This is a genomic window from Aquabacterium soli, from assembly GCF_003933735.1.
Lineage (GTDB): Bacteria > Pseudomonadota > Gammaproteobacteria > Burkholderiales > Burkholderiaceae_C > Aquabacterium > Aquabacterium soli.
The window spans coordinates 96,729-122,611 of sequence record NZ_RSED01000008.1; the positions used below are offsets into that span (position 1 = coordinate 96,729).

At 65.9% G+C, this 25,883-nt stretch carries 15 protein-coding genes; 3 read left to right on the plus strand and 12 right to left on the minus strand.

Annotated features, from left to right (window positions below; translation table 11 throughout):
- Positions 1-121: 121 nt before the first annotated feature.
- Positions 122-424, plus strand: a complete 303-nt coding sequence (locus EIP75_RS11810) for a hypothetical protein (RefSeq protein WP_125243469.1) — start codon at positions 122-124, stop codon at positions 422-424.
- A 3-nt stretch (positions 425-427) separates the two neighbouring features.
- Here the strand turns inward: EIP75_RS11810 and EIP75_RS11815 are convergent, their stop codons facing one another.
- The 11 genes from EIP75_RS11815 to EIP75_RS11865 form a co-directional block, all read right to left on the minus strand.
- On the minus strand, positions 428-2,179 hold the full coding sequence (locus tag EIP75_RS11815; protein ID WP_158622829.1) for a methyl-accepting chemotaxis protein: 1,752 nt from the start codon (positions 2,177-2,179) through the stop codon (positions 428-430).
- Positions 2,180-2,466: 287 nt separating this feature from the next.
- Positions 2,467-3,864 carry a lysozyme inhibitor LprI family protein gene (locus EIP75_RS11820; RefSeq protein WP_125243471.1) on the minus strand — a complete coding sequence of 466 codons (1,398 nt, stop codon included), beginning with the start codon at positions 3,862-3,864 and terminating at the stop codon, positions 2,467-2,469.
- 118 nt (positions 3,865-3,982) lie between these two features.
- A complete protein-coding gene (locus EIP75_RS11825) occupies positions 3,983-5,815 on the minus strand; it encodes a putative bifunctional diguanylate cyclase/phosphodiesterase (protein ID WP_125243472.1) in 1,833 nt (610 codons plus the stop codon).
- Between the two features lie 259 nt (positions 5,816-6,074).
- On the minus strand, positions 6,075-6,539 hold the full coding sequence (locus EIP75_RS11830; protein ID WP_125243473.1) for a hypothetical protein: 465 nt from the start codon (positions 6,537-6,539) through the stop codon (positions 6,075-6,077).
- Between the two features lie 8 nt (positions 6,540-6,547).
- Complete coding sequence (locus EIP75_RS11835) at positions 6,548-6,877, minus strand: cupin domain-containing protein (protein WP_125243474.1); 330 nt, start codon at positions 6,875-6,877, stop codon at positions 6,548-6,550.
- 15 nt (positions 6,878-6,892) lie between these two features.
- Positions 6,893-9,232, minus strand: a complete 2,340-nt coding sequence (locus EIP75_RS11840; RefSeq protein WP_233584814.1) for a catalase — start codon at positions 9,230-9,232, stop codon at positions 6,893-6,895.
- Between the two features lie 152 nt (positions 9,233-9,384).
- The gene (locus EIP75_RS11845; protein ID WP_125243476.1) at positions 9,385-10,065 is read right to left on the minus strand and encodes a hypothetical protein; all 681 of its coding nucleotides are present in this window, start codon (positions 10,063-10,065) and stop codon (positions 9,385-9,387) included.
- A 118-nt stretch (positions 10,066-10,183) separates the two neighbouring features.
- Positions 10,184-10,444, minus strand: coding sequence for a hypothetical protein (locus EIP75_RS11850; protein ID WP_125243477.1), 261 nt, complete (start codon positions 10,442-10,444; stop codon positions 10,184-10,186).
- Between the two features lie 139 nt (positions 10,445-10,583).
- Entirely contained in the window at positions 10,584-12,302 is a 1,719-nt protein-coding gene (locus EIP75_RS11855; RefSeq protein ID WP_125243478.1) for a cation:proton antiporter domain-containing protein, read from the minus strand.
- A gap of 187 nt (positions 12,303-12,489) precedes the next feature.
- Positions 12,490-12,819 carry a hypothetical protein gene (locus EIP75_RS11860; RefSeq protein WP_125243479.1) on the minus strand — a complete coding sequence of 110 codons (330 nt, stop codon included), beginning with the start codon at positions 12,817-12,819 and terminating at the stop codon, positions 12,490-12,492.
- A 103-nt stretch (positions 12,820-12,922) separates the two neighbouring features.
- Complete coding sequence (locus EIP75_RS11865; protein WP_233584815.1) at positions 12,923-14,779, minus strand: TolC family outer membrane protein; 1,857 nt, start codon at positions 14,777-14,779, stop codon at positions 12,923-12,925.
- Positions 14,780-15,035: 256 nt separating this feature from the next.
- Between EIP75_RS11865 and EIP75_RS11870 the strand changes: the two genes are divergently transcribed.
- Together EIP75_RS11870 and EIP75_RS11875 are read left to right on the plus strand one after the other, a co-directional pair.
- The gene (locus EIP75_RS11870; protein WP_233584816.1) at positions 15,036-15,791 is read left to right on the plus strand and encodes a transglutaminase-like cysteine peptidase; all 756 of its coding nucleotides are present in this window, start codon (positions 15,036-15,038) and stop codon (positions 15,789-15,791) included.
- 25 nt (positions 15,792-15,816) lie between these two features.
- Positions 15,817-17,736 (plus strand): bifunctional diguanylate cyclase/phosphodiesterase, encoded by a 1,920-nt coding sequence (locus EIP75_RS11875; protein WP_125243480.1) that lies wholly within the window; start codon positions 15,817-15,819, stop codon positions 17,734-17,736.
- 97 nt (positions 17,737-17,833) lie between these two features.
- On the opposite strand, the gene EIP75_RS11880 is transcribed toward EIP75_RS11875, so the two are convergent.
- Positions 17,834-25,759: a tandem-95 repeat protein gene (locus EIP75_RS11880; protein ID WP_125243481.1), complete on the minus strand. Its 7,926-nt coding sequence runs from the start codon at positions 25,757-25,759 to the stop codon at positions 17,834-17,836.
- Between the last annotated feature and the right edge of the window lie 124 nt (positions 25,760-25,883).

The following is a 25,883-nucleotide window of genomic DNA, read 5'->3' on the forward strand; positions in this document are numbered from 1 at the left end:
CGCAAGCCCCCACGGCTCGGAAACCTCTATATGCTGAGACCTCATCACGCGCCTCCGATCGGCAATAGGTTCTCCTAGACCACTTGGTCAGCCCATCAGCTGCGCGCCGAAAAGGCTTCAGATGTGGTTTCTCGTCCAGGTCGTCAAAGGCAGCAAGCACTATGAGGTCGACTCTCCGGTCGGCAACCAGGTGCTCATCTCCGACACCACGGAAATGGTGATATCGGCCAGGGCCATGGGGGCCGAGGGTTGCCGTTTCGAGGCCCGCAAGGGCAACGAGACCTTTGTCATCCGCGATTTCAAAGGCGCCCAGGCAGCAGGCTCGCTGGCGGCCAAGTTCGAGGCGCTGGCCAGGCAGATCAGTGCGCTGGCGATCACCAGCGATGCCTTGCTCAGCGACGCCGCGGGCGAGTCCTCAGCCTGAGGATCAGAAGCTGGCCCATTCTTCTTCGGACACGGCGGCCTGCGCCTGAGGGCGCGAAAGCACGGGTGAGGCGGCCTGGCGTGACGGCAATGCCGCCTTGGGTGTCCGTGCGACCATGGGTTTAGGTGCTGCTGCCGCGTGGGTGGGGCGCTTGGCGCTCACCGGGCGCTGCAGCGAGCCTGCTGACTGCACCAAGGCCTGCGCGCCCTGCTGCAACCTGAACACCGACACGGACTCCGCCAGGCGCAGCGCCTGCTGGGCCAAGCTGCTGGCAGCGGCTGCACTTTCTTCCACCAGGGCCGCGTTCTGCTGAGTGACCTGGTCCATCTGGGTCACAGCCTGGTTGACCTGGCCGATGCCGCTGCTTTGCTCCTGCACGGCACTGGCGATCTCGCCGATCAGGTCGTTGACCTTGCGCACCTGCGTGACGATCTCGCCCATGGCGTTGCCGGCCGCACTGACCTGCTGGCTGCCGGTTTCGACCTTGGCCACCGAGTCATTGATCAGGGTCTTGATTTCCTTGGCGGCATCGGCACTGCGGCGTGCCAGGGTGCGCACCTCGCTGGCCACCACCGCGAAGCCTCGGCCTTGCTCGCCAGCGCGGGCGGCTTCCACCGCGGCATTGAGCGCCAGGATGTTGGTCTGGAAGGCGATGCCATCGATCACGCCGATGATGTCGGCGATCTTGCTGCTGCTGTCCGTGATGGCGCTCATGGTGTCCACCACCTGTTGCATGACATCGCCGCCTCGGCCGGCCGAGAGGCAGGCTGCGGCGGCTAACTGGCTGGCCTGCTGGGCGTTGTCCGAGCTATGGCGCACCGTGCCGGTGATCTGCTCCATCGAGCTGGCCGTTTCCTGCAGGCTGGAGGCCTGCTGCTCAGTGCGGCTGGACAGGTCCTGGTTGCCTGCGGCGATCTGGTTGGAGGCGGTGGTGACCGAGTCCACGCCGCTGCGCACTTCGCTGACCACGCGGCGCAGGGCGATGACGGTGTCCGCCAGGGCGCGCTGCAGCTCGCCCACCTCGTCGCCGCGGTTCACGGCCACGTCCACGGTCAGGTCTCCCTGAGCCACGGTCTTGAGTGTGTCCACCACCTGGCGCACGGGGTGGGTCACGGAGCGGGTGACCAGCACGCCAGCGGCCACGGCCACCAGCATGCCCAGCACGGCGGCACCGATCATCGTGAGCGAGGCCTGCTTGACGCGCTCCGACGCTGCCAGGCCTGATTCGTTCATCAGCGCCTCCTGCTGGGTGGTGAGATCGCCCAGGGCCTTGACGTATTCCAGCTGCTCAGGGCGAAGCTTGTCCATCAACTGGCTCTTGGCACCGGCCAGGTCACCTTGTCGAACCAGCTCCAGAAAGGGGTCGAGCGTGGCCACGTACTCCCCGCGCTCTTTCATGGCCGCGGCCAGCAGGGCCTTGCCCGTATCGCTGGTGACCATGGGTTGGAGCTTCGCGTACAGGGCCCGGACGGCCTCGCGCGACGTCTGGATCAACTGGAGTTCTGGGGCGCGCTCTTCGGCGCTGTCCATGATGAGCAGGTTGCGCGCGGAGCGGGCCTGCTGGTTGAGTTCTTGGTCGATGCCGCTGACCAACTGGACCTTGACATAGCGGTCATGGACCAGGCTGTCGATGTCGCTGCCAATGGAGCTCAGGCCCAGTTTTGCTGTGGCAACGATGGCCAGCATCAGCGCCAGCAGGGCGACAAAGGAGGCGCCCAGGCGGGTGCCGATACGAAGGTTGGTGAACGAGCTCATGCGATTCCTCCCGGATGCTTGTTCTGTGTGGCGATGTGTCCACGTCAAGGCGACAAGCCTGCGAGCGAGACACGACGAAAGCGCCAGCACCATCGTCAGGAGTGGCCATGGCCGCAGCGGTGCGTGATCCTCACGGTGTCTGGCGCCCACCGTGGTGATGCCCTGTGGAGTCACAGGCACCGCGTCTGAGTCTGATGTGAGACTGATCTATCGGCCGTTTGTTACGCAACTGAACTGCAAATTAATCAGGCGCGGTCGAGGAGTTTCGGGTATTGAGACAGCGGGCCTCAAGGTGTCACCGGGAACAGGGTGGAAGCACGTGTGTGCACTTCGCGCCGGAACTCGCACACCTGCTCCGTCTTGCCCCGGCTGATCTGGAACAACCCTGGCCGGCCCTTGCGTGAGGCGGACAGGTAGAAGCGGCCATCGATCTTGTAGATGTCCAGGGCGCCTTCATCCAGCGCGCGGAGCTGGTCATTGAGCGGGCCACGCTGCACGCCACCCAAGTCGCCAGTCAGCACGGACCACCACACCTGGGTGGCGCCGCAGCCTGCGCCCGAGGTGTGCCGGAAGCGGGCGATGCGCTCGGCCTTGCCGTCGCGGTCGATGTCCGTGCGCAGCAGGCCGATGTCTTCCGCATCGTCGCCGTAGCGCTGGACGAACTCATCCCGATGGCCTTGCAGGCGGCGGCTGAAGGGAGGGATCTCAGCAGCATCCCGCCACTTGAGCGGCTTCACATCGCCCTGGGCCACGGCCTCGCACACGCGCGGCTGTCGGGCGGACACCACCTCCAACTCGCCCTGGCGACTCTTGAGCATGCACAGCGGGCGCGTGCGGCCGTCCGGCTTGACCCAGGAGATCATGGTGGCCTTGTCCGGGTTGGCCAGATCGGCCGTGACGATGAAGTTGCGGCCCTGGTGGAAGATGGGGTAGTCGCCGCCGCCCAGGTAGGCCCAGCGGAACAGCTCATCCCCATCGGTCACCTTGTCGATCCCGAGGTCGCCGTTCTTGGCCTCCAGCAGGTAGGGCAGGTTGAAGGTCTGGTAGGCCGGGCAACTGCCACCGGTGAAGAAGCTGGCGAAGCGGGTGGGCGTCGCACCAGGGGCCAGGCGCATCAGGTAGATGGTGCGGGCTTCGGCGGGCCAGCCCAGATCACGGGCCTGCAGGCGGGCTTTTTCCTGCGGGGTGTAGGCCGAATCGCTGGGGGGGGCAGTGTCTGCAAACGGCCATTGGTCCATGCCTGGCAGGGCCAGCGACGACAGGCGCTGGCGATCGGCCAGGCCGGCCAGTGCTTCGCAGGTGTTTTGCGCGTCCTGGTTGGACAGCGGCTGGTCATTGACTTTGGCCGAGTTGGCGATCACGCGGCCCAATGCTGCAGTGCGCGCCTGGTAGACCCGGAGCAGGCACTCGCGCCCAGAGCACTTGTCGCGCACGTTGCGTTGCCATTTCTGGTGTTGAAGCCTCAGCGCCTTGGGATCGGCCACGACCGTCAGTGCGAGGCGCAACGCGCGGTTCATGGCGTCATCGACCTCCTTGACGCGCAGGCCGGCGCAGAACTCGACGTCTTCGCGGCTGAGCTTGCTGGCCGAGCAGCGGTCACGGGCATGGGCCGTGGTGCTGCCCAGCACAAGGGGTAGCACAAGGGCCAGCAAGGGCAGCCACATCAGGATCAAACGGTGAAGCATCGCGATGTCGGATCGAACCAGGGGTAGCGCTGTGATCCTGCCGGGTGGCGAGGGTTCAGGCCAACCGCCATCTTGAGGCCAGAATGGCCGATCTTGTGTCGGCTTGTTGCTGTGATGCTCAAGCCTGCCGTGAGGCTTGGTACAGGCCAGGCCATCGCCCCGGTTCATTGCCCAGCCAGTGCTCCAGTGCGGCAGCCGGCATGGGCCGGGCGATCCAGTAGCCCTGGCCATGGTCGCACCCCCAGGCCGCCAGTGCTTCGTACGCCTCCCGGGTCTCGATGCCCTCGGCGACCACGATATGACGGATCTCGTGGGCCAGGCGCACCAGCGCGGGTACGATCGCCTGATCGGTGATGTCGTTCAGCAGGTTGCGCACGAAGGACTGGTCCACTTTCAAGGTGTCCGCCGACAAGGTCTTGAGGTAGGTCAGGTTGCTGTAGCCGGTGCCGAAGTCATCGATGGACACCTTCACCCCCAGGCCGCGGATGCGCAGCAGGTGCTGGCGCAGCCGCTCCGGGCGGTGGCTGATGGCGCTCTCGGTGAACTCCAGTTCGATGCGGTGCGGATCCACCGCATGGCGCTCCAGCAGGGCGCACAGCTCATCTGCGAAGCCTGGGCGATCCAGATCGACGGCGGACACGTTGAGGGCCACGGACAGGTTCAGCCCTTGGCGTTGCCACTTGCCGGCCTGGCGCAGCGCCTCGTCCATCACCCAGCGGGTGATGCGTTCGATCAGCGCGGTCTTCTCGGCCAGGGCAATGAACTCGGCTGGCGAGACCGTACCGAGCACGGGATGCTGCCAGCGCAGCAGGGCCTCGACCCCCACGCAGCGCCCGGTGCGCAGATCCACCTTGGGCTGGTAGTGCAGGCTGAGTTGGTTCGTGCCTTGAGGCGCCAAGGCTTCTGACAGCGTGGTGGACAGTGCAGACAGGATCTGGAAGGCACGGCGCTGGCCCTCGTGCTGGCTGCAGTCGTAGAAGCTCCAGTGGCCACCGTCCTGGCGCACAGCGTCGCAGGTGCTCACCAGGGCGCGAAGCACATCGGGGCCATTGAAGGTGTCCGGCAGGCGCAGGGCGCCCATGGTCGCGCAGGCGTTGTGCGGGATCTCGCCCAGCCACAAGGGTTCGGCGCAGGCCCGGCCGATGCTGCTGAGCAGGGTGCCGAGTTCATCGTCGCTGTGCCCCAGGATGAAGCCCAGGCGTGTGGTGCTGATGCGGTAGACGGTGGTGCCCGGTGGCAGCAGGCTCACCAGGCGGTCACGGGCCGCCAGCAGGTAGTCGTCTGCATAGCGGTAGCCCAGGGCCTTGACGGTGTCGTTGAAGTACTCGGCACCACACAGGTCCACCGCCACGGCGGTCAGGTGGCCCGACACGCAGGTCCCGAGCGCGCCGAGTTGCTCCAGGTCGTCGAGCAGGCGGGTGCGGTTGGGCAGCGCCATGGTGGCGTCCATGTAGCCGATGTTGCGCAGCGACTCGAGCCGCAAGGTGACCATGGCGGCCATGGTCAACAGCATCGCCTGCTCCTGCGGTCCGAAGGCCTCGTGCGGGACGCTGTCGATCAGGCACAAGGTGCCCAGGGTCAGGCCGTCGCGGCTGGTCAGGGGCGCGCCGGCATAGAAGCGGATATGAGGATCACCCGTCACGAGCGGGTTGCCGCGGAAACGTTCGTCCGTGTGGGCGTCCAGTACCACCATCACGTCGGCCTGCAGGATGGCGTAGGCGCAGAAGGCTTGATCGCGCGGCGTTTCCTGGATGTCCATGCCCACGCGCGATTTGAACCATTGCCGCCCCTGATCGATCAACGTGACCAGTGCGATGGGCACGCCGAACACCCGGCTGGCCAGGCGTGTGACCAGATCGAAGGCCTGGTCCGGTGGCGTGTCCAGGATGCGCAGTTCCTGCAGCAAGGCCAGGCGCCGGGTCTCGTTCAGGGGAATGGGAATCCTGCTCATGGCAGATGCACGGGGCGGACGAATCTGTGGTGTCCGATTGTGAAGGTGCATGACAAACCGATGCCATGACGCCCATGACCGTTTTGAGCCCGGTTGTGGGGTTTTTCGCGCAGTTTCAGTTTTTCCAAGTCCCTGGATGGGACGTGGTGGCAGGCCTGCAGGTGCCCCGGGCGGCCACAAGGACGCTGCCGTCGCGCGGGCAGGCATTGACCGGATCGATCCGAAGCTGGCAGGTTTTGATGCCTGTGGTGGCGAGTACTCAGTCGCGGCAATACCCTTCGCCCGCGCGCACGGTCAGGCAGTCGCGCTTGCCATCCAGCCATTTCATGCCGGTGGCGCGCCCATCGGTGGCGCGCAGTGTCTCGGTGTTGCCCTGGCGTTCGAACGCGATGTGATCGCCCACAGCCCGGCCGGTGTACTGGCGAGGGCCATCCAGATCCTGGATGGTGATGTCGTAGCGCCCCTGGCCGCCTGACAGCCGCAGGAAGGTGCCTTCAGGTCCGTTCCACTGGCCCGTCCAGCGGTCTGTGGGGGCCGAAGCGCTGCTGCTGTTGCTGGCGGCTGAGGCCGAGGAAGCCTGCTCGCCCAGCGGGTTCAAGGTGTGTTCGCGAGATTCAGGCACGGGCGCCTTGATCTCGTCGACACCCTTCGAGCAGGCGCCCAGGGCCAGCAGTGCAGCGAGGCAGCAGGGCGTGAAGGCGGTGATCCGTGTGCGTGATGCCATCCGCATCCTCATGCCACCAGCACGACGGTCACCAACGCAGAGGAGTCTTCCAATGCGTGCAAGGCGTGCTCTTCCTGGGCAGGCAGGTACAGCATCTGCCCGGGTTCCAGTGTCCTGGCACCTGCGGTGACCATCACATTCAGCCGTCCCTCGATGCATTGCACGGTCACTTCACCGGTCACGTGGTGCGATGGCATGGACTTGCCCGCCATCAGCACCACGCGCATCACCTCAAGCTGTTCCGATTTGAACAAGGCGTGGCTCTGCGCGCCTTCCAGTTCCGTCCCGAGTGGGCTGATGTCGATGGGTTGAGCGGGTTCGTGGTGCTGAAGTGCCATGGGGGTCTCCTGAGGTCACACACGCGGCGGATCGCTGTCGCGGGGAGTGTAGCGGTGCGCGCTCAGCTGGGCAATGAAGGCCGGCAGCACCGAGGCCACCTTGCTCGGCTGTGCCTTGATCAGGGCCTCGTCGGGCTGTCCGTCGGGCAGCGTGTCGGGGATGCCCGCTTTGGCCAGCAATTGTTCCGACAGGCCCAGGGCCAGGATGGGCTTGCAATGCCGGTACTGGTCCTTGATGTACTCCAGGGTGTGCCCGTTGGTCAGCAGGGTGTCGATGGCGTCCTGGCCACAGGGCAGCACCAATGCATCGAACAGCACAGACGGATGGTTCTCCAGCGTGGCGTGGACATCGAACGTTTCGCCTTTGACCGCAGTGACTTGGCCCAGGCGGATGCTCACCAGCCTTGGCACGGCGCCCTCTGCACGCAATGCCTTCTCCACAGCTGCCACCGAAGCGCCGTCGACACCGTTGGCCACGACGATACCCACTTGACGCGAGCGGATGCCCACCTCTCCGGGCAAAGCCGTAAGCGACAGCGCCGGCGACACCTTCACCTCGGGCTTGGGCGGGTTGTCCAGTGCGCGGGGCAGCCCTGGTGGCACCTCGATGCCCAGGCCTTCGGCCACCTTGGCCGCCAGTTCGGCTGACACGTGCACCAGCGAGGCCACCATGCGCTGGCGGATCGCCGGCACCGTGACCTTGCTCAGCTCGAAGCGGAAGGCCGCGGCGATGTGGGCCTTTTCGACCTCGGTCTGGCTGTTGTAGAACAGCGTGGCCTGGTTGTAGTGCTCGGCGAACTTCTCGGGCTTGCCCCGCACCTTGTCGTCCTTGATCGGTTGCGGGAAGGACACGAAGCCCTTCACACCGGCCTGGAAAGGGCAGCCGCCACCGAGCGAGTTGGGCTCGTAGGCCACACGACCGCGTGCGATGGCCTGGCGGTGCAGCCCGTCGCGCTGGTTGTTGTGCACCGGTGCGATCGGCGAATTGATCGGGATCTCGTGGAAGTTGGGGCCGCCCAGGCGGCTGATCTGCGTGTCCACGTAAGAATGGATGCGGCCTGCCAGCAGCGGGTCGTTGCTGAAGTCGATGCCGGGCACCACGTGGGCGGTGCAAAAGGCCACCTGTTCGGTTTCAGCGAAGAAATTGTCCGGGTTGCGGTTGAGCACCAGGCGGCCCACCGGTGTCACGGGGATCAGCTCTTCGGGGATGAGCTTGGTCGAATCCAGGATGTCGAAGCTGAACTTGTCGGCCTGCTCCTCGGTGAAGACTTGCAGGCCCAGCTCCCACTCGGGATACTCACCGGCCTCGATGGCGTCCCACAGGTCGCGGCGGTGGAAGTCAGGGTCGGCGCCCATGATCTTGACGGCCTCGTCCCACACCAGCGAGTGAGTGCCCTGCTTGGGCTTCCAGTGGAACTTGACGAACTGCGATTCGCCCTTGGCATTGACCAGCCGGTAGCTGTGCACCCCGAAGCCCTGCATCATCCGGTAGCTGCGGGGGATCGCACGGTCGGACATGGCCCACAGCAGCATGTGGGTGGATTCAGGCATCAGGGACACAAAATCCCAGAAGGTGTCGTGTGCCGAGGCTGCCTGAGGAATGCCGTTGTGGGGCTCAGGCTTGACCGCGTGGACCAGGTCCGGGAACTTCATCGCATCCTGGATGAAGAACACGGGGATGTTGTTGCCCACCAGGTCCCAGTTGCCTTCGTCGGTGTAGAACTTGACGGCGAAGCCGCGCACGTCGCGTGCCGTGTCGACCGAGCCGCGCTCGCCAGCGACGGTGGAGAAGCGCACGAACACAGGCGTGACCTTGCCCGCTTCCGCAAAGAGGCTGGCGCGCGTCAGGTCGGTGAGCGGGCCGTAGGCCTCGAAGAAGCCATGGGCGCCGGAGCCGCGCGCATGCACGATGCGTTCGGGGATGCGCTCATGGTCGAAGTGGGTGATCTTCTCGCGCAGGATGAAGTCTTCGAGCAGCGTGGGGCCACGCAGCCCGGCCTTCAGCGAGTTCTGGTTGTCGCCGACGGGCACACCCTGGTTGGTGGTGAGCACACGGCCGGTGCTGTCGACACGGACACGGTCCAGGGTGTCGATGGTGGCGTTGTGGCCCGGCACGGGGCCGTGCCCGGTCTTGCCGCTGGCATTGGGCTCGCTCAAGGTGCTGCCCACGGTGGCTGGCGACGGCGGCGTATGCGTCACGCCCTGCGGCGGCGACACGGCACTGTCGTAGCCGAACTCGCCGGCCTTGTTGGGATTGTGGTGGGTCTCACCAGCGAGCTGGTTGACCTCGGCATCGTGCCGGGCCACGGCTTCGATGCCCGTGGCCGGTTTGCCCTTGGGGCTGGTCTTTTTCATCTCGATCCTTTTGGCGCGGGGGGGAAGCGGTGATGGCGTGTTTGCCATCAACGGGTCGTGCCAGAGGATCGTAGGAGCGAGAGGGGGCGCGAGGCTGTCGGACGATGCCGGCAATGCGTGTCGGCTGCTGCTGACAATGGTTACGTGAGGTGTCAGGCCGAGGTGTTGACCATGCCCTTGTAGGTCAACGAACTGCTCTTGTTGGACACCGCGAACACCGCCGTGGTGCTGGTGCCTTGCTGCTGTTGCATCAGCGTGGTGTAGAGCGCCATCACCCCTGCGGAGTTCTTGGCGTGGCGCGCTGCCTGGGAGATGGCCGCGTGGGAGCGGTTGGTCGACTCCAGCTCGACGGCGTTCTTGGTCAGCGATGCCAGGCGCGAGGCGAGGGAGGGAGACGACTTGTCGGCTTTCAGGGCTGCGCTGATCGTGGCCTTGTCCGCATCACTGCCTGTGATCTTCAGGCCCGCGGCGCTGTCCAGTGAAAACGCCACTTCACCCTTGAGCGAGCCTCCCATCTTGGCCACGGCGTCGCGAAGGCTCTTGGCCAGGTCCTGCTGGGTCTTGTCCAGCTCCTGCCGGCCGCGTGTGGTCTTGTACGACGTGGAGGGGCTGGCGGCGACCACCTGCTCGGTGGCGGTACTGCCCTTGGCCGGGTCGGTGGCCGAAGTGCCCGTGCCCTTGGTGTTGTCGGTGGTGGCCGATTTCGAGGGCGTGGCCGTGGTCGAGTCGCTGTCTTCAGTCTTGGCCGCGGCAGCCGCGGCCTTGGCGCGCAGGCTGTCCGAGTAGGCCAGCATCGCGCTGCTCAGGTTGAAATTGTTGTTGGCAGAGATCACGTGCGCCCCCTGTGGCCGTGGCTGATAGGGGGATGGTGCCGCGATGGCGCAGCCGGTGCTCGCCGGAATCGGCCGGTATTTTACCGCCGTTTAGCCGTCAATTCAGACTCTGAAGGGGTCAGTGCCACAGGGGCCCGCCCTCGTCGGGACCGCTCAGACGCTCGCACAGCGAGACGATGGTGCGTGCCTCGTCGACGGTGAAATCGCCGCGGGTGGTCAGTTCCTGGTAAATCGCGTCGTGCGAGGCTTCGATGGCCACAGCGGTCTGCGACGGGGTGCGGGGCACGGCGCAGATGCGCACGTCTCCATCGCGGAACACATGGATCTCGACGCGGCGGCTGCCGATCTGGCCGATGAGGTGGCGATCAGACTTGTGCATGAAGGGCTCCCGTTGTTCTGGCATGTCCTGCACAGGTTAACGACGGGTTCATGCAAACCCTGAGAAAAATTGTGAGGCCTGGCGAGCGCTTATCCGGTGATATGTCACGCTGCGGCCAAGGCAGGGGCTCGGGCCACTCTCAATGCGTCGCGCCCTGCACCGCAGGCACCACCCTGGACAGAACATGCCGCACCATCGATCGCGCCAGTTCCTGCTCGCCCAGGAACACGACGCTGCCGGCCTCGCGGGCCAGCAACTCGGCCTCGTGTTCGTTGTGGCTGCGCACCACCACCTCGATGTCCGGGTTCAGGGTGCGCGCCGTCTCGATCATCTGCCGCACCGCATGGGGCTGGGCCGTGGCGATCACCAGCATGCGTGCCTCGGCAATGTGCGCCTGGATCAGCACGCCAGGATCGGATGCGTTGCCCGTGACGGCCGGGGTGCCAGATGCACGCAATTGCTCGACGGCCTCGCGGTTCTCATCGGCGACCACGAAGGGGATGCCTTGTTCGGTCAGGGCCTGGGCCACGCGCTTGCCGACCCGGCCATAGCCGACCAGCACCACCTGCTTGGACAGGTACTTGCGGTCGGTGCTCATGGGCAGCTCGGCCAGCGGGTCGTCCGGGCGCTCAAACAGGCGGGCCAGCGGTGAGCGTTGCCGGATCCAGTTCTGGATGGGCTCGATCGCCCCGAACAGCAGCGGGTTGATGGCGATGGAGATCAGCGCACCGGCCAGGATCAGGCTGTTGCCCTCGGCTGGCAGCAGCTTCAAGCTCATGCCCAGGCCGGCCAGGATGAAGGAGAACTCACCGATCTGGGCCAGGCTGGCCGAGACCGTGAGCGCGGTGTTGAGCGGGTAGCGGAAGGCCAGCACCAGGCCCGCGGCCGCCAGCGACTTGCCCACCACGATGATGGCCACCACCGCCAGCACGTGCAGCGGTTTGTCCACCAGCACATGCGGGTTGAACAGCATGCCCACCGAGACGAAGAACAGCACGGCGAAGGCATCGCGCAAGGGCAGGGTTTCTTCAGCAGCGCGATGGCTGAACTGCGATTCACGCAGCACCATGCCGGCGAAGAAGGCCCCCAGCGCGAAAGACACGCCGAACAGCTTGGAAGATCCGTAGGCGATGCTCACGGCCGCGGCGACCACGCACAGCGTGAACAGCTCGCGAGAACCGGTCCGTGTGACCTGCCACAGCACCCACGGAAAGAAGCGCCGGCCGACCACCAGCATGATGGCCACGAAGGCCGCCACCCGCGCCAGCGTGCCTGCCAGCGTGGCCAGCAGGCTGCCGGGTGCGGCATCTGGATTGGCTTGGGGGGCACCCAGCCAGCCGGCCAGCGGTGGCAGCAGCACCAGCACCAGCACCATGGCCAGGTCCTCGACCACCAGCCAGCCCACGGCGATGCGGCCATTGACAGAATCGAGCACGCCGCGGCTTTCCAGTGCCTTCAGCAGCACCACGGTGCTGGCCACCGACAAGGCCAGCCCGAAGACCAGGGCGCCGCCCATGGGCCAACCCCAGCCCCACATGGCCACCCCCATGCCCAGCGCCGTGGCGACCACCATCTGCAGGGCGGCACCCGGCAGGGCAATCCGGCGCACCGACAGCAGATCCCCCAGCGAGAAGTGCAGCCCCACGCCGAACATCAGCAGCATCACCCCGATCTCGGCCAACTGGCTCGCGATGTCCATGTCGGCCACGTAGCCGGGCGTGGTCGGTCCGATCACGATCCCGGCGAAGAGGTAGCCCACCAGAGCGGGCATCTTCAGATGGGTGGCGATGAAACCGAAGATCAGGGCCAGGCCGAAGCCCACCGCCAGGGTGGTGATCAGGCTGAGTTCATGGTGCATCTGGGGGAGGGTCCTTTCAAGCGCGAGGGCAAGCGCGCCTTGGGCCATGACAGGCCAAAGCGGGTCAGAAATGTGGGGTTCGTTTCGAATTTAACATTCGATTCAGTCTGTGCCGAGGCCCACCCGGCAATGGGCATGGAATCCGCAGGCCAACGGATGAGCCGGAACGCCTGAGGCCGGCGCTTGATCAGGCCGTCATCAGCCAGTGCCAGCGCTCTGCGCTCTCGATCGTCACGGGGTAGAAGGCCGGTGTCAGGCCCATCTGCCGCTGCAGCCGGAAGGTGCTGCAGGCATGTTCGGGGGCCAGGCCATGGTGCTCGTCGCTGTCTTCATCGTGCAGGGCCAGCACGTCGCCACCTTGGTGCCCGAAGATCGCCAGCACCGCCTTGTGGTGGCCGGGCCAGGCCACGCGGTTGTTGCGCAGCACCGCCGAGAGGGTTTCCAGGCGGACATCATCCGTCGCGGGGTGCCAGCTCAGACACCACACGCCGATGCAGGCGTCGCGGAATGTGACCATGCATACCAATGTACAGGTCAGGGACCGCGTGCGCCAGTGAAAAAGCGCCCCTGGGGGCGCTTTTCGCAACGAACCACACGATCGTGTGGTCAGGTGGGCAAGATCAGCGGTTGCTTTCCTTGAAGATCACCCACTCGCCGTTGATCGGGCGCCAGGTCAGCGTCTTCAGGGTGGTGTCCTCGAAGTCCTGCGATACGTAGACCTGCTTGAAGGACGTCACCACATACGGGCCTTGGGCCTGGGCCTTCACGTCTTCGACGCGGATCTCGATCGGGCCCTTCTTGCCGACCAGGCGGCGGCGCTCGGTGATCCACTTGGCCGACGACATGCGGGCCGGGGCGAAGTCCTTGGCGTAGAAGGTCATGTACTTGTCCACGTCCTTGGCCATCCAGGTGGCAACCCAGTCACGCAGGCGCTGCTCCACCGTCTGCACGGCGGCAGCGGGCGCCACGGGCTGGGGCGTCACGGCCGGGGTGGGCACGGCTTCGGCGGTGGCCGGGGCCACCAGGCGGCGGGCACGGGCGTCCAGCTCTTCCTTGGTGGCCGAGCTGACGGCCACGGTGGTGGCGGGGCAGCGCTGGGCGGCGTCGTCGGCGGCCTGCCAGTTGGACGCCAGTTGGCCAGTGCCGTCGTCGTTGCGGCTCAGGCCCAGGGTGGACACCAGGCCGTTCGTGGCGGCTTGCGTGCGGGCGTAGGCCAGCTGCAGATCACCTTCGGCGTTGGCGTAAGCGCGCTTGGCGGTGTAGAGCTCGTTCTCGGCGTTCAGCAGGTCCAGCAGGCTGCGCTGGCCGATGTCGAACTGTTGGCGGTAGGCGTCACGGGCCTTCTCGATGGCCAGCACGTTGCGGTCCAGGGCGGCCAGCTGATCCTGCAGCTTGCGGATGTCGTTGTGGGCGATGGCCACCGTCTGGCGCACGTCGCGGCAAGCCTTGTCGCGCTGGTCGGCGGCCTGGTTGATCAGGTCGGCGTACTGGCGCACGCGGGCCTGGTCGGAGCCGCCGTTGTACAGGTTCCAGTTCAGCACGATCTCGGCAGCGGCGTTGCGGCTCTGGTCGAGGTTGCCGTCGAGGTTGTTGCCGCCAGCGGCGCGGGCACGGGCTTCAACCTTCGGCTGGAAGGCGCTCTTGCGGCCAGCGGCCTGGGATTCCACGGAGCGCAGGTTCTCGATGGCGGCGCTCACAGCGGTGTTGCCTGCCAGCGCGCGGGCCACGGCATCGGCGTTGCTGGCGGGAACGCCACGGTCCAGCACGCCTGGGCCGAGGGCGGCCAGTTGAGGTGCGGGCGATTCACCGACCACCCGCAGGTAGCGCGACGCCACGTCGTGCAGGTTGGCGATTTCGGTGGTCAGGTTGGAATCGGCCAGGGCCAGGCGGGCATTGGCCTGCTCGGAGTCGACGCCGCGACCGACACCGGCCTTGACCTTGGAAGCCAGTTGGTCGAACACGTACTTGTGCTGAACGTAGTTGTCTTCGGCCAGCGAGACCAGGCGGCGGTAACGCTGCACGTCGATGTAGGCGCGTGCTGCTTCGAGCGCGGTGTCTTCGGATGCGCTCAGGAATTCGAAATAGCGGGTCAGGCGGGCATGGCCCAGGCGCTCGACCTCGGTCCGGACGGCTGCGCCGTCCCACAGCACCTGGTTGACACTCAAGGCGACGCCGGATTTATTGAAGGAGCGACCTTCGTCAGGTGTGCGCGTGTCGTACCGATTGTAGGCACGGCCGGCGTCGGCAGACAGGTTGACCTGGGGCAGGTAACCGCCGCGGGCCACATCGACCTCGTTGGCAGAAGCACGCAGGGCATTGAAACGCGCCGTCACTTCCGGGTTGTTGGCGATGGCCTTCTGGGCAGCAGCAGCCAGGCTGTTGGCAGCGGGCACTTGCTGCGTTTGCGCTTCAGCGGCCAGGCACAGCACGGCCAGCGTGGTGGCCGTCAGGGCGTTGCGAAAATGGATCTTGGTCACGGTTTTAGCCTCCGGCGATCGGACAACATGGACGAGTCAGGGCGACAACTGACACCTCGGGATGCCCCTTATTCATAAAAACTTATAGATTCTTGCATCAATTTGTACATTGGGGGGACGCCGGATCAGGGGGACCGGCAAATGAGCGGTGCCAGCCTGGGGCAGCCAGGCGCGGAGGTCAAGTTCACCGGCCGTCGGCCGATGACACGACGATGACCCTTTTGGCCTTGTCCGGAAACGCCGACTGCTGATGCGCATGCCCTCATGGCCCATGCTGAGCGCTACGTGGTACACGGCCCAAAAGGCCGGTATGCGCGTGGCCCTGGGCATGTGCGAGCGCTTGATCAGGCTGTTGAAAAGCCGGCTGCTTTGGCGCCATGGCCAAGCCTTGGGCGTGGTGGCCCTGCTGTGTCTGTTGCTGCATGGCAACGCTCTGGACTCGTCCAAGCTGCTGCAGTCGGCCCAGCGTTTCAGCCCTGCCGCCGTGCAGCGTACCCAGGCGCTGGTGCAGGAGATGGAAGCCGTGGGCAATGGTCCAGAGGACGAGAAACTCAAGGCCATCAACAACTTCTTCAACCGCACGGTGCAGTTCCGAGATGACCGCGATGCCTGGGGCATGGTCGATTACTGGGCCAGCCCGCTGGAGTTGCTCAACAAGGGGCAGGGCGATTGCGAGGATTACGCCATTGCCAAGTATTTCTCCTTGATCTCAATGGGCGTGGCGCCTGCCAAGATGAGAATGGTCTATGTCAGGGCCCAGCTGGGCGGGGGGGTGCAGGCGCACATGGTGTTGGCCTACTACCCAGAACCCACGGCCGAGCCTCTGATTCTCGACAACCTGATCACGGACATTCGTCCGGCTTCGCGGCGGCCTGACTTGGCACCGGTGTTCAGCTTCAATGCCGAAGGCTTGTGGCAGGGCGTTGGTGGGTCGTCTGCGGGGGACCCGGTGGCGCGCCTGTCGCGCTGGCGGGACATACTGAGCAAAGCCAAGGCCGAAGGATGGTGGTGAAAAAGATGCTTTGGCAGGAGGCGCTATGTCGCTGATTCGTCAGATCTGGCTGTTGCTTGCAGTGACCTTGTTGATGGCGTTCCTGGGCAGCTTCGGCGTCTGGATGGCGTCTGCGCGAGGCTATCTCGAAACCCAGTTGAGGCTCAAGAATGCGGACAACGCGCAGTCGTTGGCGTTGAGCCTGTCGCAGCAAAGAGGCGACATGTCGCTGATGGACCTGGCGGTGTCGGCCCAGTTCGACACGGGGTTCTACAAGCAGATCGTGCTCAAGGATCCGGCCGGGCATGTCATCTCCAACCACGAAGCCGATGCCCGGGCCGGCCTGGGGCATGCCCCCGCCTGGTTCGTCGGCTTCGTGTCGATCGACTCCACGCCCGGGGTGGCCCAGGTGACGGATGGCTGGCGGGCACTGGGTTCGGTCGAGGTCATCAGCCACTCGGGCTTTGCCTATGACCAGCTCTGGGACGGCAGCCTGAAGACCGCCATGTGGCTGGCCGTGCTGGGCGGTCTGGCCGGGCTGCTGGCCTCGCTGGGCGTGAGGGGCATCCGCCGTCCGCTGGACGCCACCGTGGGCCAGGCCCAGGCGCTGATGGAGCGCCGCTTCATCACCGTCGAAGAGCCGCGCGTGCCCGAGCTGGCCCGCCTGAGCCAGGCCATGAACATGGTGGTCTCGCGCCTGAAGTTCCTGTTCGAAGAGCAGGCCACGCAGGTGGAGCAGTTGCGCCAGCAGGCCCATTGCGACACCTTGACGGGCCTGTCGCACCGCAAGCACTTCATGGGACAGTTGCAGGCCTCGCTGTCCAGCGAGGATGGGCCGGCCAGTGGCGTGCTCTACCTGGTGCGCCTGATGGACCTGGCCGGTGTGAACCGCAATCTGGGCCACCGCCAGACCGATGCCTTGCTGCAGCGCCTGGCCCAGTTGCTGCTGGAGGTGACCCACGGCATCCCTGGCGTGGCCCTGGGGCGACTGAATGGTGGCGACTTCGCCGTGAGCCTGAGCGAGAGCGACACCCCACTGCCTCAGCCCGAGTACCTGGCCGATGCGCTCAAGCGCATGTTCTCCGAGCAGGCCATCAACGGCCAAGCCGTGGTCGGCGCAACGCCCTGGCTGCGTGGCATGCCCATGGCCCAGGTGCTGGCCTCGGCCGACTCGGCACTGGCCCGTGCGGAAAGCCGTGGCAACTTCTCGGTTGAGACCGCCGATCTGAGCGCGGCCCGCGCGGTGCCCACCATGGGCGAAGACGAATGGCGCCGCCGCTTGAACTCGGCCCTGGCCGGCCGCCGCGTCCAACTGGTGCGCTTCCCGGTGGTCGACCGCGATGGCCGCCTGGTGCACCACGAGTGCCCGATGCGCCTGCAGCTCGATCCGGGCGGCACCTACGAGGCCGCGGCGGTGTGGCTGCCCATGGCACTGCGCTGCGGCCTGATGTCGCAGATCGACGAGCAGGCCGTGCTGATGGCCCTGGAGCAGATCGCCCAGGATGGCATCCCGCGTGGCGTGAACCTGTCGCCCGCATCGCTGAGCGACAGCGGCTTCGTGCCGCGTCTGCGCGCCCATCTGCTGGCCGCGCCCCAGGCGGCCAATGCGCTGTGGCTGGAGGTGGCCGAGAGCGCCGCCCTTGACCGCTTCGAGCTGGTGCGCGAGCTGTGCAAGCAGCTCAGGCCGCTGGGCGTGCGCATTGGGCTGGAACATGCCGGCGAGCGCCTGACGCGCATCGAGTTCCTGTTCGAGGCAGGGCTGGACTACGTGAAACTCGATGCCTCGGTGGTGCAGGGCGTGGCGCATGACCTGGCCCGCAAGGCCTTCGTCAGCGGCACGGTGAGCATGTTGCGCAGCCTGGGCCTGAACGTTTACGCCGAGGGGGTGGGCGATGCCGAAGACATCGGGGCGCTGTGGCCTTGCGGTGTGGATGGGGTGACCGGCCCGGCGGTGAAGCTGGCCTAGTGGCCCTGCAGGCTGGCTTGAGCAGGCCGGCTTCTCCAAACAGCCTGACCATGAAAAAAGCCCGCCGGATGGCGGGCTTTTTATTGGGCGCTGCCGATCAGTGGTTGTCCACCAGCAGCTTGCCGCGGGTCATCAGCTCGGCGATCACCTGGTTGTCGCTGGCCGAGGCACCCAGGCCCAGGTCACCGCGCAGGTTCACGTTTTGCAGCACGATGGTCTGGTCTTCCGCCTTGGCATCGTAGCCGGCTGTGAAGCCGCCCGTGGTGCTGACGTGGACGACCGTCGAGCCGGGCTGGCTGGTGGTGTCGAAGTCCAGGAACTGGCTCAGGTTGCCCGTGCCACCGACGGTGTGCTCGCCGCTCAGCAGGTCGCGCAGGTCGAGCACGTCGCCACCGGCAGAGCGGGCCACGGTGTCGAAATCGACGATGGTGTCCACCGCGTGCGTGACGCCCACGGTCGTGCCGTTGGTGCCCGTGCTGGCCGTGGCGGTGCCCTGGTCGGACAGGCTCCAGGCGAACACGTCCGACGAGGCCGAGTGACCGGTCAGCGTCAGCGGGGTCGACACGCTCAAGCCCACGTCGATGGCGTGCGTGAACTCACCGGTCAAGGCGTCGTGGGTCAGCGTCACGGCCGAATCGACCGTGGCACTCAAGGACACATCGACCTTGGTGTCGAGCACGTCCTGGATGGTGTCCACGTGCACCGAGATCAGGCCGGCCGAGGCGGTGTCCGTGCTGGACAGGCCGTAGGCGTCGGTGGCCTTGATGGTCATGGTGGGCAGCAGGTCGGCCGACACGCCCAGCAGCTCGGCCGGGTCGTACACCAGCGTGGCCAGCAGCTTGTTGACCAGGGCGTAGTCCACCGTGCCGCCGGCCGTGGCCGAGGTGATCACGATGTGGCGCGTGTCATTGCCGCTGATGTTGAAGCCATAGCTCTGGGCCAGGGCCGTGTCGATGGTGAGCTTGCTGTGGTCGCCACCCAGGCCGATCAGCCCCAGGATGTCGTTGGCCAGGCCGCCCACCGACAGCAGGTTCTTGACCGACAGGTCGATGCGGGTGAGGTTGTTGTCCACATCGTAGACGCCCAGGTGCTGGTGGCTGCTGAAGTTCAGGATCGGATCGACCGAGACATCCACCAGGCCCAGCAGGCCGCCGTGCGAGGCGATGCGGGCGAGCGGCGCGTCGTTCACCGGCGTGACGTTGAAGGTCAGCGTGTTGGGCGTGGTGTCGTAGACCCCTGCGCGGTCGGCGACCGAGAAGGTCATCTTGGCGTAGGTGCTGCCGTTCTCGTTGGCATCGGGCTTGAACACCAGCGAGCCGATGTCCGAGGCGGCGATGACCTGGCCGGCCACCACGGCCTTGCCGTTGAGCGAGAGCTGGCCGTCGGTGGGCAGCGTGTCGATGCGCACCACGCTGAGGCGGTCACCGGTATCGCTGTCCTTGAAGCCGAAGTCCGACACCTGCAGGTGGTAGGTGGTGTCTTCTGCCAGGCTGACGGTGCCGTCGGTGCCTTCAGGTGCGTGATTGACGGTCGTCAGGGTGAGCGTGCCGCTGCCCTTGTCGCCGTCCTTGTCGACGATGGTGTAGCTGAAGGTGTCACCGGTGTTGCCGGCCGGGCGGGTGTAGGTGTACTCACCCGTGGCCAGGTTCAGCTCGATGCGGCTGCCGGAGCTGAGCGTGATGGTCTGGATGCCGGTGGCGGCGTCATAGGTGGACGAGGTCTGGTTGGTGGCCGAGAAGGCCGTGACAGCCTTCAGACCATCGGCACCGGCCAGGCCGGACAGGCTGCCGTGCTCCACGGTGACCACGCTGTTGTCCAGGTAGGTCTTGACCGCGGTGTTGCTGGTCAGGATGACGGCTGGGCGCTCGGTCTCGCTGGCACCGTTGTAGGCGATCGGCTCCAGGTACTTGAGGTTCGACGAGCTGGCACCGTTGATGCCCATGGCATAGCTGTCGATGTCGTTGGCCTTGAGGAAGGCTTCCCACTTCGTCTTGTCGCTGCCGGTGTCCACTTCACGGCCCTTGGTGGGTTCACCATCGGAGAAGAAGTAGGACACGTTCACCGCACCGGCCAGCTTGCCGGAGGCGTTGAAACCGGTCTGTGCCGAGGCCAGGGCCGCGTCGTAGTTGGTGCCGCCGTTGGCGCTCAGCTTGTCGACGAAGGTCTTGGCGTCGGACAGCGTCATCCAGGTGGCGCGGGCACTGGCCGAGTCGGAGAAGGTGACGATCTGCACGCGCACATCGCCCAGCTCGCCGTAGTGGTCCAGCAGGCCCTTGATGGTGGCCTTCAGGCCATTGACCGTCTTGTCGGCCAGCGCATTCTCCATGCTGCCCGACACGTCGACCACGAGCATCACGTTGGTCGACTGCGTGGCGGGGCTGATGTACTGCGTCTGGTTGCCGCTGGCGGGCGAGTCGTCCTCGACGTTGAGCGTGAGCGTGCTGGTCGAGGTGGACACGCCATTGCTGGCCTGCACCGTCAGCTGGATGCTGCGCACGTCTTCCGTGGTGGTGTTGGCGTGGTCGACCGGGCCTTGCAGGCTGACCTGGTAGTTGCCGTTGCTGTCGATGCTGGCGGTGATGATGGTCTTGCCGCTGGCCGAGCCGACCAGCGGGTTGTCCACCGTGCCGGTGCCGCTCCAGGTGATGGTTGAACCACCGCTGGTCAGGCCCGACGGGCCGGACAGCGTGATGGTGTTGTTGCCGCCGTCTGCATCGGTCACGGACAGCTTGCCCGAGGCGGAGGTGGCATTGGTGGTGTCGGGGCTGCCAGTGCTGTCGGCGATGCCGTTGGACAGGCCTTCTTCCGACAGGCTGGCCGAGCCGGAGCCGACCATGGCCACATCGTCCACCGGGGTGACATCGATGGTGATGGGTGCCTGGGCGGTGCCGCCGTGGCCATCGGAGAGGGTGTAGCTCAGCGACAGGGTGCCGTTGTAGTTGGGCGCCGGGGTGAAGGTGAGCGTGCCGTTGCCATTGAGGCTGATCGTGCCTTCGGGCAGGACCACGGGGGTCGTGGTGCTGATGGGGCTGCCATTGACAGCGGTGATGCTCAGGCTGTCGCCATCCACATCGCTGTCGTTGGTGCGTGGGTCGAACGTGACGATGCTGTCCTCGGCCACGGTGACGTGGTCGGGGGTGGCCGTCGGGTTGTCGTTGACGGGCGTGACACCGACCTTGACGGTCGAGGTGGCGGTGCCGCCATGGCCGTCGCTGATGGAGACGGTGAAGACGTCGGAGCCGTTGTAGTCCTTGCCGGGGGTGTAGGTCCAGGTGCCGTCCGTGTTGACGACCACCGTGCCGTGCGCTGGGGTTGTGCCGCCCAAGGTGTAGGTCAGCGGATCGCCATCGGCATCGGTGGCCTTGACCTGGCCCTTGACGGGCGTGTCTTCAGGCGTGGTGACGCTGTAGGTGCCTGTGACGGGGTCAAAGTTCGGATCGGTCGGGTCTTCGGGCTTGGGCGGGTCGTTCGCCGGTGTCACGCCGATGGTGACCGTGGACGTGGCGGTGCCGCCCTGACCGTCGCTCACCAGCACGGTGAAGACGTCGGAGCCGTTGTAGTCCTTGGCCGGGGTGTAGGTCCAGGTGCCGTTGGCGTTGACGACGACCGTGCCATGGGCCGGGCTGGTGCCGCCCAGGGCGTAGGTCAGCACGTCGCCATCGGCATCGGTGGCCTTGACCTGGCCGGAGACGGGCGTGTCTTCAGGCGTGATGGCCTTGTAGTTGCCGGTGGCCGGGTCGTAGCTGGTGCCCGGGCGGTTGGGGTCGGTAGGCGTATCAGTGATGACGGGCGGATCGTTGACCGGCGTCACACCGATCTTCACGGTGGAGGTGGCGGTGCCGCCATGGCCGTCATCGACCAGCACGGTGAAGCTGTCGTTGCCGTTGTAGTCCTTGGACGGGGTGTAGGTCCAGGTGCCGTCGGCATTGACGACCACGGTGCCGTGCGTCGGGGTGGTGCTGCCCAGCTTGAAGGTGAGCGTGTCGCCGTCCACGTCGGTGGCCTTGACCTGGCCCTTGACGGGCGTGTCTTCAGGCGTGGTGACGCTGTAGGTGCCGGTGGTCGGGTCGAAGTTCGGGTTGTTCGGATCTTGAGGCGTCGGGTTGTCGTTGACCGGCGTCACACCGATCTTCACGGTGGATGTGGCGGTGCCGCCATGGCCGTCATCGACCAGCACGGTGAAGCTGTCGTTGCCGTTGTAGTCCTTGTTCGGCGTGTAGGTCCAGGTGCCGTCGGCATTGACGACCACGGTGCCGTGTGTCGGGGTGGTGCTGCCGAGCTTGAAGGTGAGCGTGTCGCCGTCCACGTCGGTGGCCTTGACCTGGCCCTTGACGGGCGTGTCTTCAGGCGTGGTGACGCTGTAGGTGCCGGTGGTCGGGTCGAAGTTCGGGTTGTTCGGATCTTGAGGCGTCGGGTTGTCGTTGACCGGCGTCACACCGATCTTCACGGTGGATGTGGCGGTGCCGCCATGGCCGTCATCGACCAGCACGGTGAAGCTGTCGTTGCCGTTGTAGTCCTTGGACGGGGTGTAGGTCCAGGTGCCGTCGGCATTGACGACCACGGTGCCATGCGCCGGCTTGGTGCTGCCCAAGGTGTAGGTCAGCGTGTCGCCATCGACGTCGGTGGCCTTGACCTGACCGGAGACGGCGGTGTCCTCGGGCGTCGTGGCCTTGTAGTTGCCAGTGGTCGGGTCGTAGGTGGTGCCGGGATGGTTGGGGTCGGTCGGCGTGTCGGTGATGACGGGTGGGTCATTGACTGGCGTCACGCCGATGGTGATCGTGGACGTGGCCTTGCCGCCATGGCCGTCATTGACCAGCACGGTGAAGACATCGGAGCCGTTGTAGTCCTTGGCAGGCGTGTAGGTCCAGGTGCCATCGGTGTTGACAACGACGGTGCCGTGGGCTGGCGAGGTGCCGCCCAGGGTGTAGGTCAGTGTGTCGCCATCGGCGTCAGTGGCCTTGACCCGGCCGGACACGGGGGTGTCTTCGGGTGTCGCTGCCTTGTAGTTGCCTGTGGTCGGGTCGAAACTCTGGCCGGGCACGTCCGGATCGGTGAGCACCGGCACGTTGTTCTCCGCTGAACCGCTGCCTTGGGCGGTCACGCTGGAGACAGTGTCGTACACGGTGGCCGTGACGGTGACCTTGACATCCCCCACGTGGTCGCTGGGCAGTGTCATGACCAGGCCGGTGAGTGTGACGGCATGGGTGACCGGATCCACCGACACCTGGTAGTCACCGCTGCTCGACAGCGGCAGCGTCCAGGTACCGTCCGCGTTCTTCGTTCCCACCGACAGCGTGGCATCGCTGGGAACGGAGATCACCAACGCACTCACATGCTCGGAATGATCGATGTCGGTCGGCGTTGCCGTCACGGTGATCGGGATGCTCTCGCTCGCAACGTAGGTGACGTTGTTGATGATGTAGTCGTCGTGAGACCCCGGTGCCGTGAAGTCGATGCGGCTGATCGAGGCCCCGTTGTCTGCCTTGAGCGTGATCGCGGGGTCGATCTGGTCGGTGATCCCGGTGACCACGCCGCTGCCGATGACATTGCCGCTGGCGTCGTACAGGGTGTAGGCGGCATGCTCCGTCGGCGACAGCCATGAGAACTGGACCGTGGCGCTGCTGGCCGGGTGGTCCAAGGCAATGGACAGCTTCTCGGATGTCTGCGTGGCGCGGTCGTGTCCCAACTCGGGTGGTTCGCCATCGTTGCCAGTGTCTGCGGAGACGCTGCCAGCCACGCCGAAACCGGCCACATTGATACCGTTCACCGTGCTGACCGTGCCGACGGATCCGTCGAAATTGGTGGCCGTGACCTTGAAGCCAAGGTCTGTGGCCGTGGCATTGTCCTTGGTGATCGCCACCACGTCGGCACTGGCATTGCCGAGCGACACGGTGACCACCGGGATGTCGGCCACCGGGGCGATGTTCACTGTCACCGTAGAGCTGACCTTGCCGCCGTGGCCATCGTCCACCACCACGGTGAAGCTGTCGCTGCCACTGTAGTCCTTGCCCGGCGTGTAGGTGTAGCTGCCGTCGGCCGCGACCTCCACGGTGCCATGGGTCGGATCATTGCCCTTGGTGAAGGTCAGCGTGTCGCCGTCTACGTCCGTGGCGGCCACCTTGCCCACCACCGTTGCGTCCTCAGAGGTGGTGACCTTGTAGGTGTTCGTTGTCGGGTCGAAGTCCTGGCCCGGCACGTTCGGGTCGGTGAGCACGGGAGGGTCGTTCACCGGATTGATGCCAACATTGACGGTGGAGGTGGCGGTGCCGCCATGGCCGTCGGAGACGGTGACGGTGAAGACGTCGGAGCCGTTGTAGTCCTTGGATGGCGTGTAGGTCCAGGTGCCATCGGCGTTGACGACCACGGTGCCATGTGCGGGCGAGGTCTTGCCCAGGGTGTAGGTCAGCGTGTCACCGTCGGCATCGGTGGCTTTGACTTGGCCGGAGACGGGGGTGTCTTCGTCGGTGGTGACGTTGTAGTTGCCGGTGGCCGGATCGAACGTCGGGTTGTCCGGGTCTTCGGGCTTGGGCGGATCGTTCACCGGCGTGACGCCGATGTTGACGGTGGACGTGGCAGTGCCCCCGTTGCCGTCGGACACGAGCACGGTGAAGACGTCGGAGCCGTTGTAGTCCTTGGATGGCGTGTAGGTCCAGGTGCCATCGGCGTTGACGACCACGGTGCCATGTGCGGGCGAGGTCTTGCCCAGGGTGTAGGTCAGCGTGTCACCGTCGGCATCGGTGGCTTTGACTTGGCCGGAGACGGGGGTGTCTTCGTCGGTGGTGACGTTGTAGTTGCCGGTGGCCGGATCGAACGTCGGGTTGTCCGGGTCTTCGGGCTTGGGCGGATCGTTCACCGGCGTGACGCCGATGTTGACGGTGGACGTGGCAGTGCCCCCGTTGCCGTCGGACACGAGCACGGTGAAGACGTCGGAGCCGTTGTAGTCCTTGGATGGCGTGTAGGTCCAGGTGCCATCGGCGTTGACGACCACGGTGCCGTGCTCGGGGGAAGTCTTGCCCAGCGTATAGGTCAGTGTGTCGCCATCGACGTCGGTGGCCTTGACCTGGCCCGACACGGACGTGTCCTCGGGCGTGGTGACCTTGTAGTCTCCGGTGGTCGGGTCGAAGGTGGTGCCCGGGAAGTTCGGGTTGGTCGGGTCGTCGGTGATGACGGGTGGGTCATTGACCGGCGTCACGCCGATGGAGACGGTGGACGTGGCCGTGCCGCCCCTGCCGTCCGACACCAGCACGGTGAAGCTGTCTGCGCCGTTGTAGTCCTTGCCGGGTGTGTAGGTCCAGGTGCCGTCGGCATTGACGACCACGGTGCCATGAGCCGGCGCGGTGCCGCCCAGGGCATAGGTCAGCGGGTCGCCATCGGCGTCAGTGGCTTTGACTTGGCCGGACACCGGCGTGTCTTCGGGCGTCGTGACCTGGTAGTTTCCGGTGTTCGGGTCGAAGCTGGTCGTGGGGCGGTCGGGATCGGTCGGCGTGTCCGTGATGACGGGGGCGTCATTGGCATCTTGCGGCGGCTCGGCGGCTTGCACGGCTTGGGCTTGGGTTCGGTCATCGGTGCCGTAGGTGAACTCCTGCGGGTTGACACCTTCGTTGACGCGGTCCACGCGCAGGCCCTCGCCCAGCGTGCTGCCGCCGCCGCCACCGGCCAGACCGGCCGCGGTGGCATCGTCCGCATTGCCATTGTTCACTGCGGCGATCACATCGTCGATGTTGTCACCGGGGAGCACCGTGGCGGCCGCCTTGGTCTTCGCGGAGGTGGCATCGGCCTTCTGCTCGGCCAGCAGTGCTTCGGCCTGCGCGTTGTGCGCGGCGATGTCACGAGGGGTCCACAGGGCGCCCTGGGTGTCCGTCACCTGGATCTGGGCACCTGCGGCCGAGATGATGCGGTCACCAGGGTGGATGACATCGCCGACCTGCAGAGGGCGGGCCGGTCCGCCGTTGGCGGGGGTGACGCTGACATTGCCCTTCAGGCTGCTGACGGTGCCAACCGGCACTTGTGTGGTGGTGACCATGGAAATCCTCTCGAAACGTAACAACCGGCCGGGCTCTAGATTGAAGCCTGCACCCCCCGCGAGCAAGGGGTTGACCGGGGGCGTCCGAGAACTAATCCACTCCCCGACCGGATATTTATGCGCT

Bases quoted from the DNA above. Each gene is read 5' to 3' on its own strand.
- EIP75_RS11860 (WP_125243479.1), bottom strand. From the start codon at position 12,819: ATGGTCACATTCCGCGACGCCTGCATCGGCGTGTGGTGTCTGAGCTGG.
- EIP75_RS11875 (WP_125243480.1), top strand. From the start codon at position 15,817: ATGTCGCTGATTCGTCAGATCTGGCTGTTGCTTGCAGTGACCTTGTTG.
- EIP75_RS11880 (WP_125243481.1), bottom strand. From the start codon at position 25,759: ATGGTCACCACCACACAAGTGCCGGTTGGCACCGTCAGCAGCCTGAAG.
- EIP75_RS11815 (WP_158622829.1), bottom strand. From the start codon at position 2,179: ATGAGCTCGTTCACCAACCTTCGTATCGGCACCCGCCTGGGCGCCTCC.
- EIP75_RS11870 (WP_233584816.1), top strand. From the start codon at position 15,036: ATGCCCTCATGGCCCATGCTGAGCGCTACGTGGTACACGGCCCAAAAG.
- EIP75_RS11810 (WP_125243469.1), top strand. From the start codon at position 122: ATGTGGTTTCTCGTCCAGGTCGTCAAAGGCAGCAAGCACTATGAGGTC.
- EIP75_RS11835 (WP_125243474.1), bottom strand. From the start codon at position 6,877: ATGGCACTTCAGCACCACGAACCCGCTCAACCCATCGACATCAGCCCA.
- EIP75_RS11820 (WP_125243471.1), bottom strand. From the start codon at position 3,864: ATGCTTCACCGTTTGATCCTGATGTGGCTGCCCTTGCTGGCCCTTGTG.
- EIP75_RS11825 (WP_125243472.1), bottom strand. From the start codon at position 5,815: ATGAGCAGGATTCCCATTCCCCTGAACGAGACCCGGCGCCTGGCCTTG.
- EIP75_RS11840 (WP_233584814.1), bottom strand. From the start codon at position 9,232: ATGAAAAAGACCAGCCCCAAGGGCAAACCGGCCACGGGCATCGAAGCC.
- EIP75_RS11850 (WP_125243477.1), bottom strand. From the start codon at position 10,444: ATGCACAAGTCTGATCGCCACCTCATCGGCCAGATCGGCAGCCGCCGC.
- EIP75_RS11855 (WP_125243478.1), bottom strand. From the start codon at position 12,302: ATGCACCATGAACTCAGCCTGATCACCACCCTGGCGGTGGGCTTCGGC.
- EIP75_RS11830 (WP_125243473.1), bottom strand. From the start codon at position 6,539: ATGGCATCACGCACACGGATCACCGCCTTCACGCCCTGCTGCCTCGCT.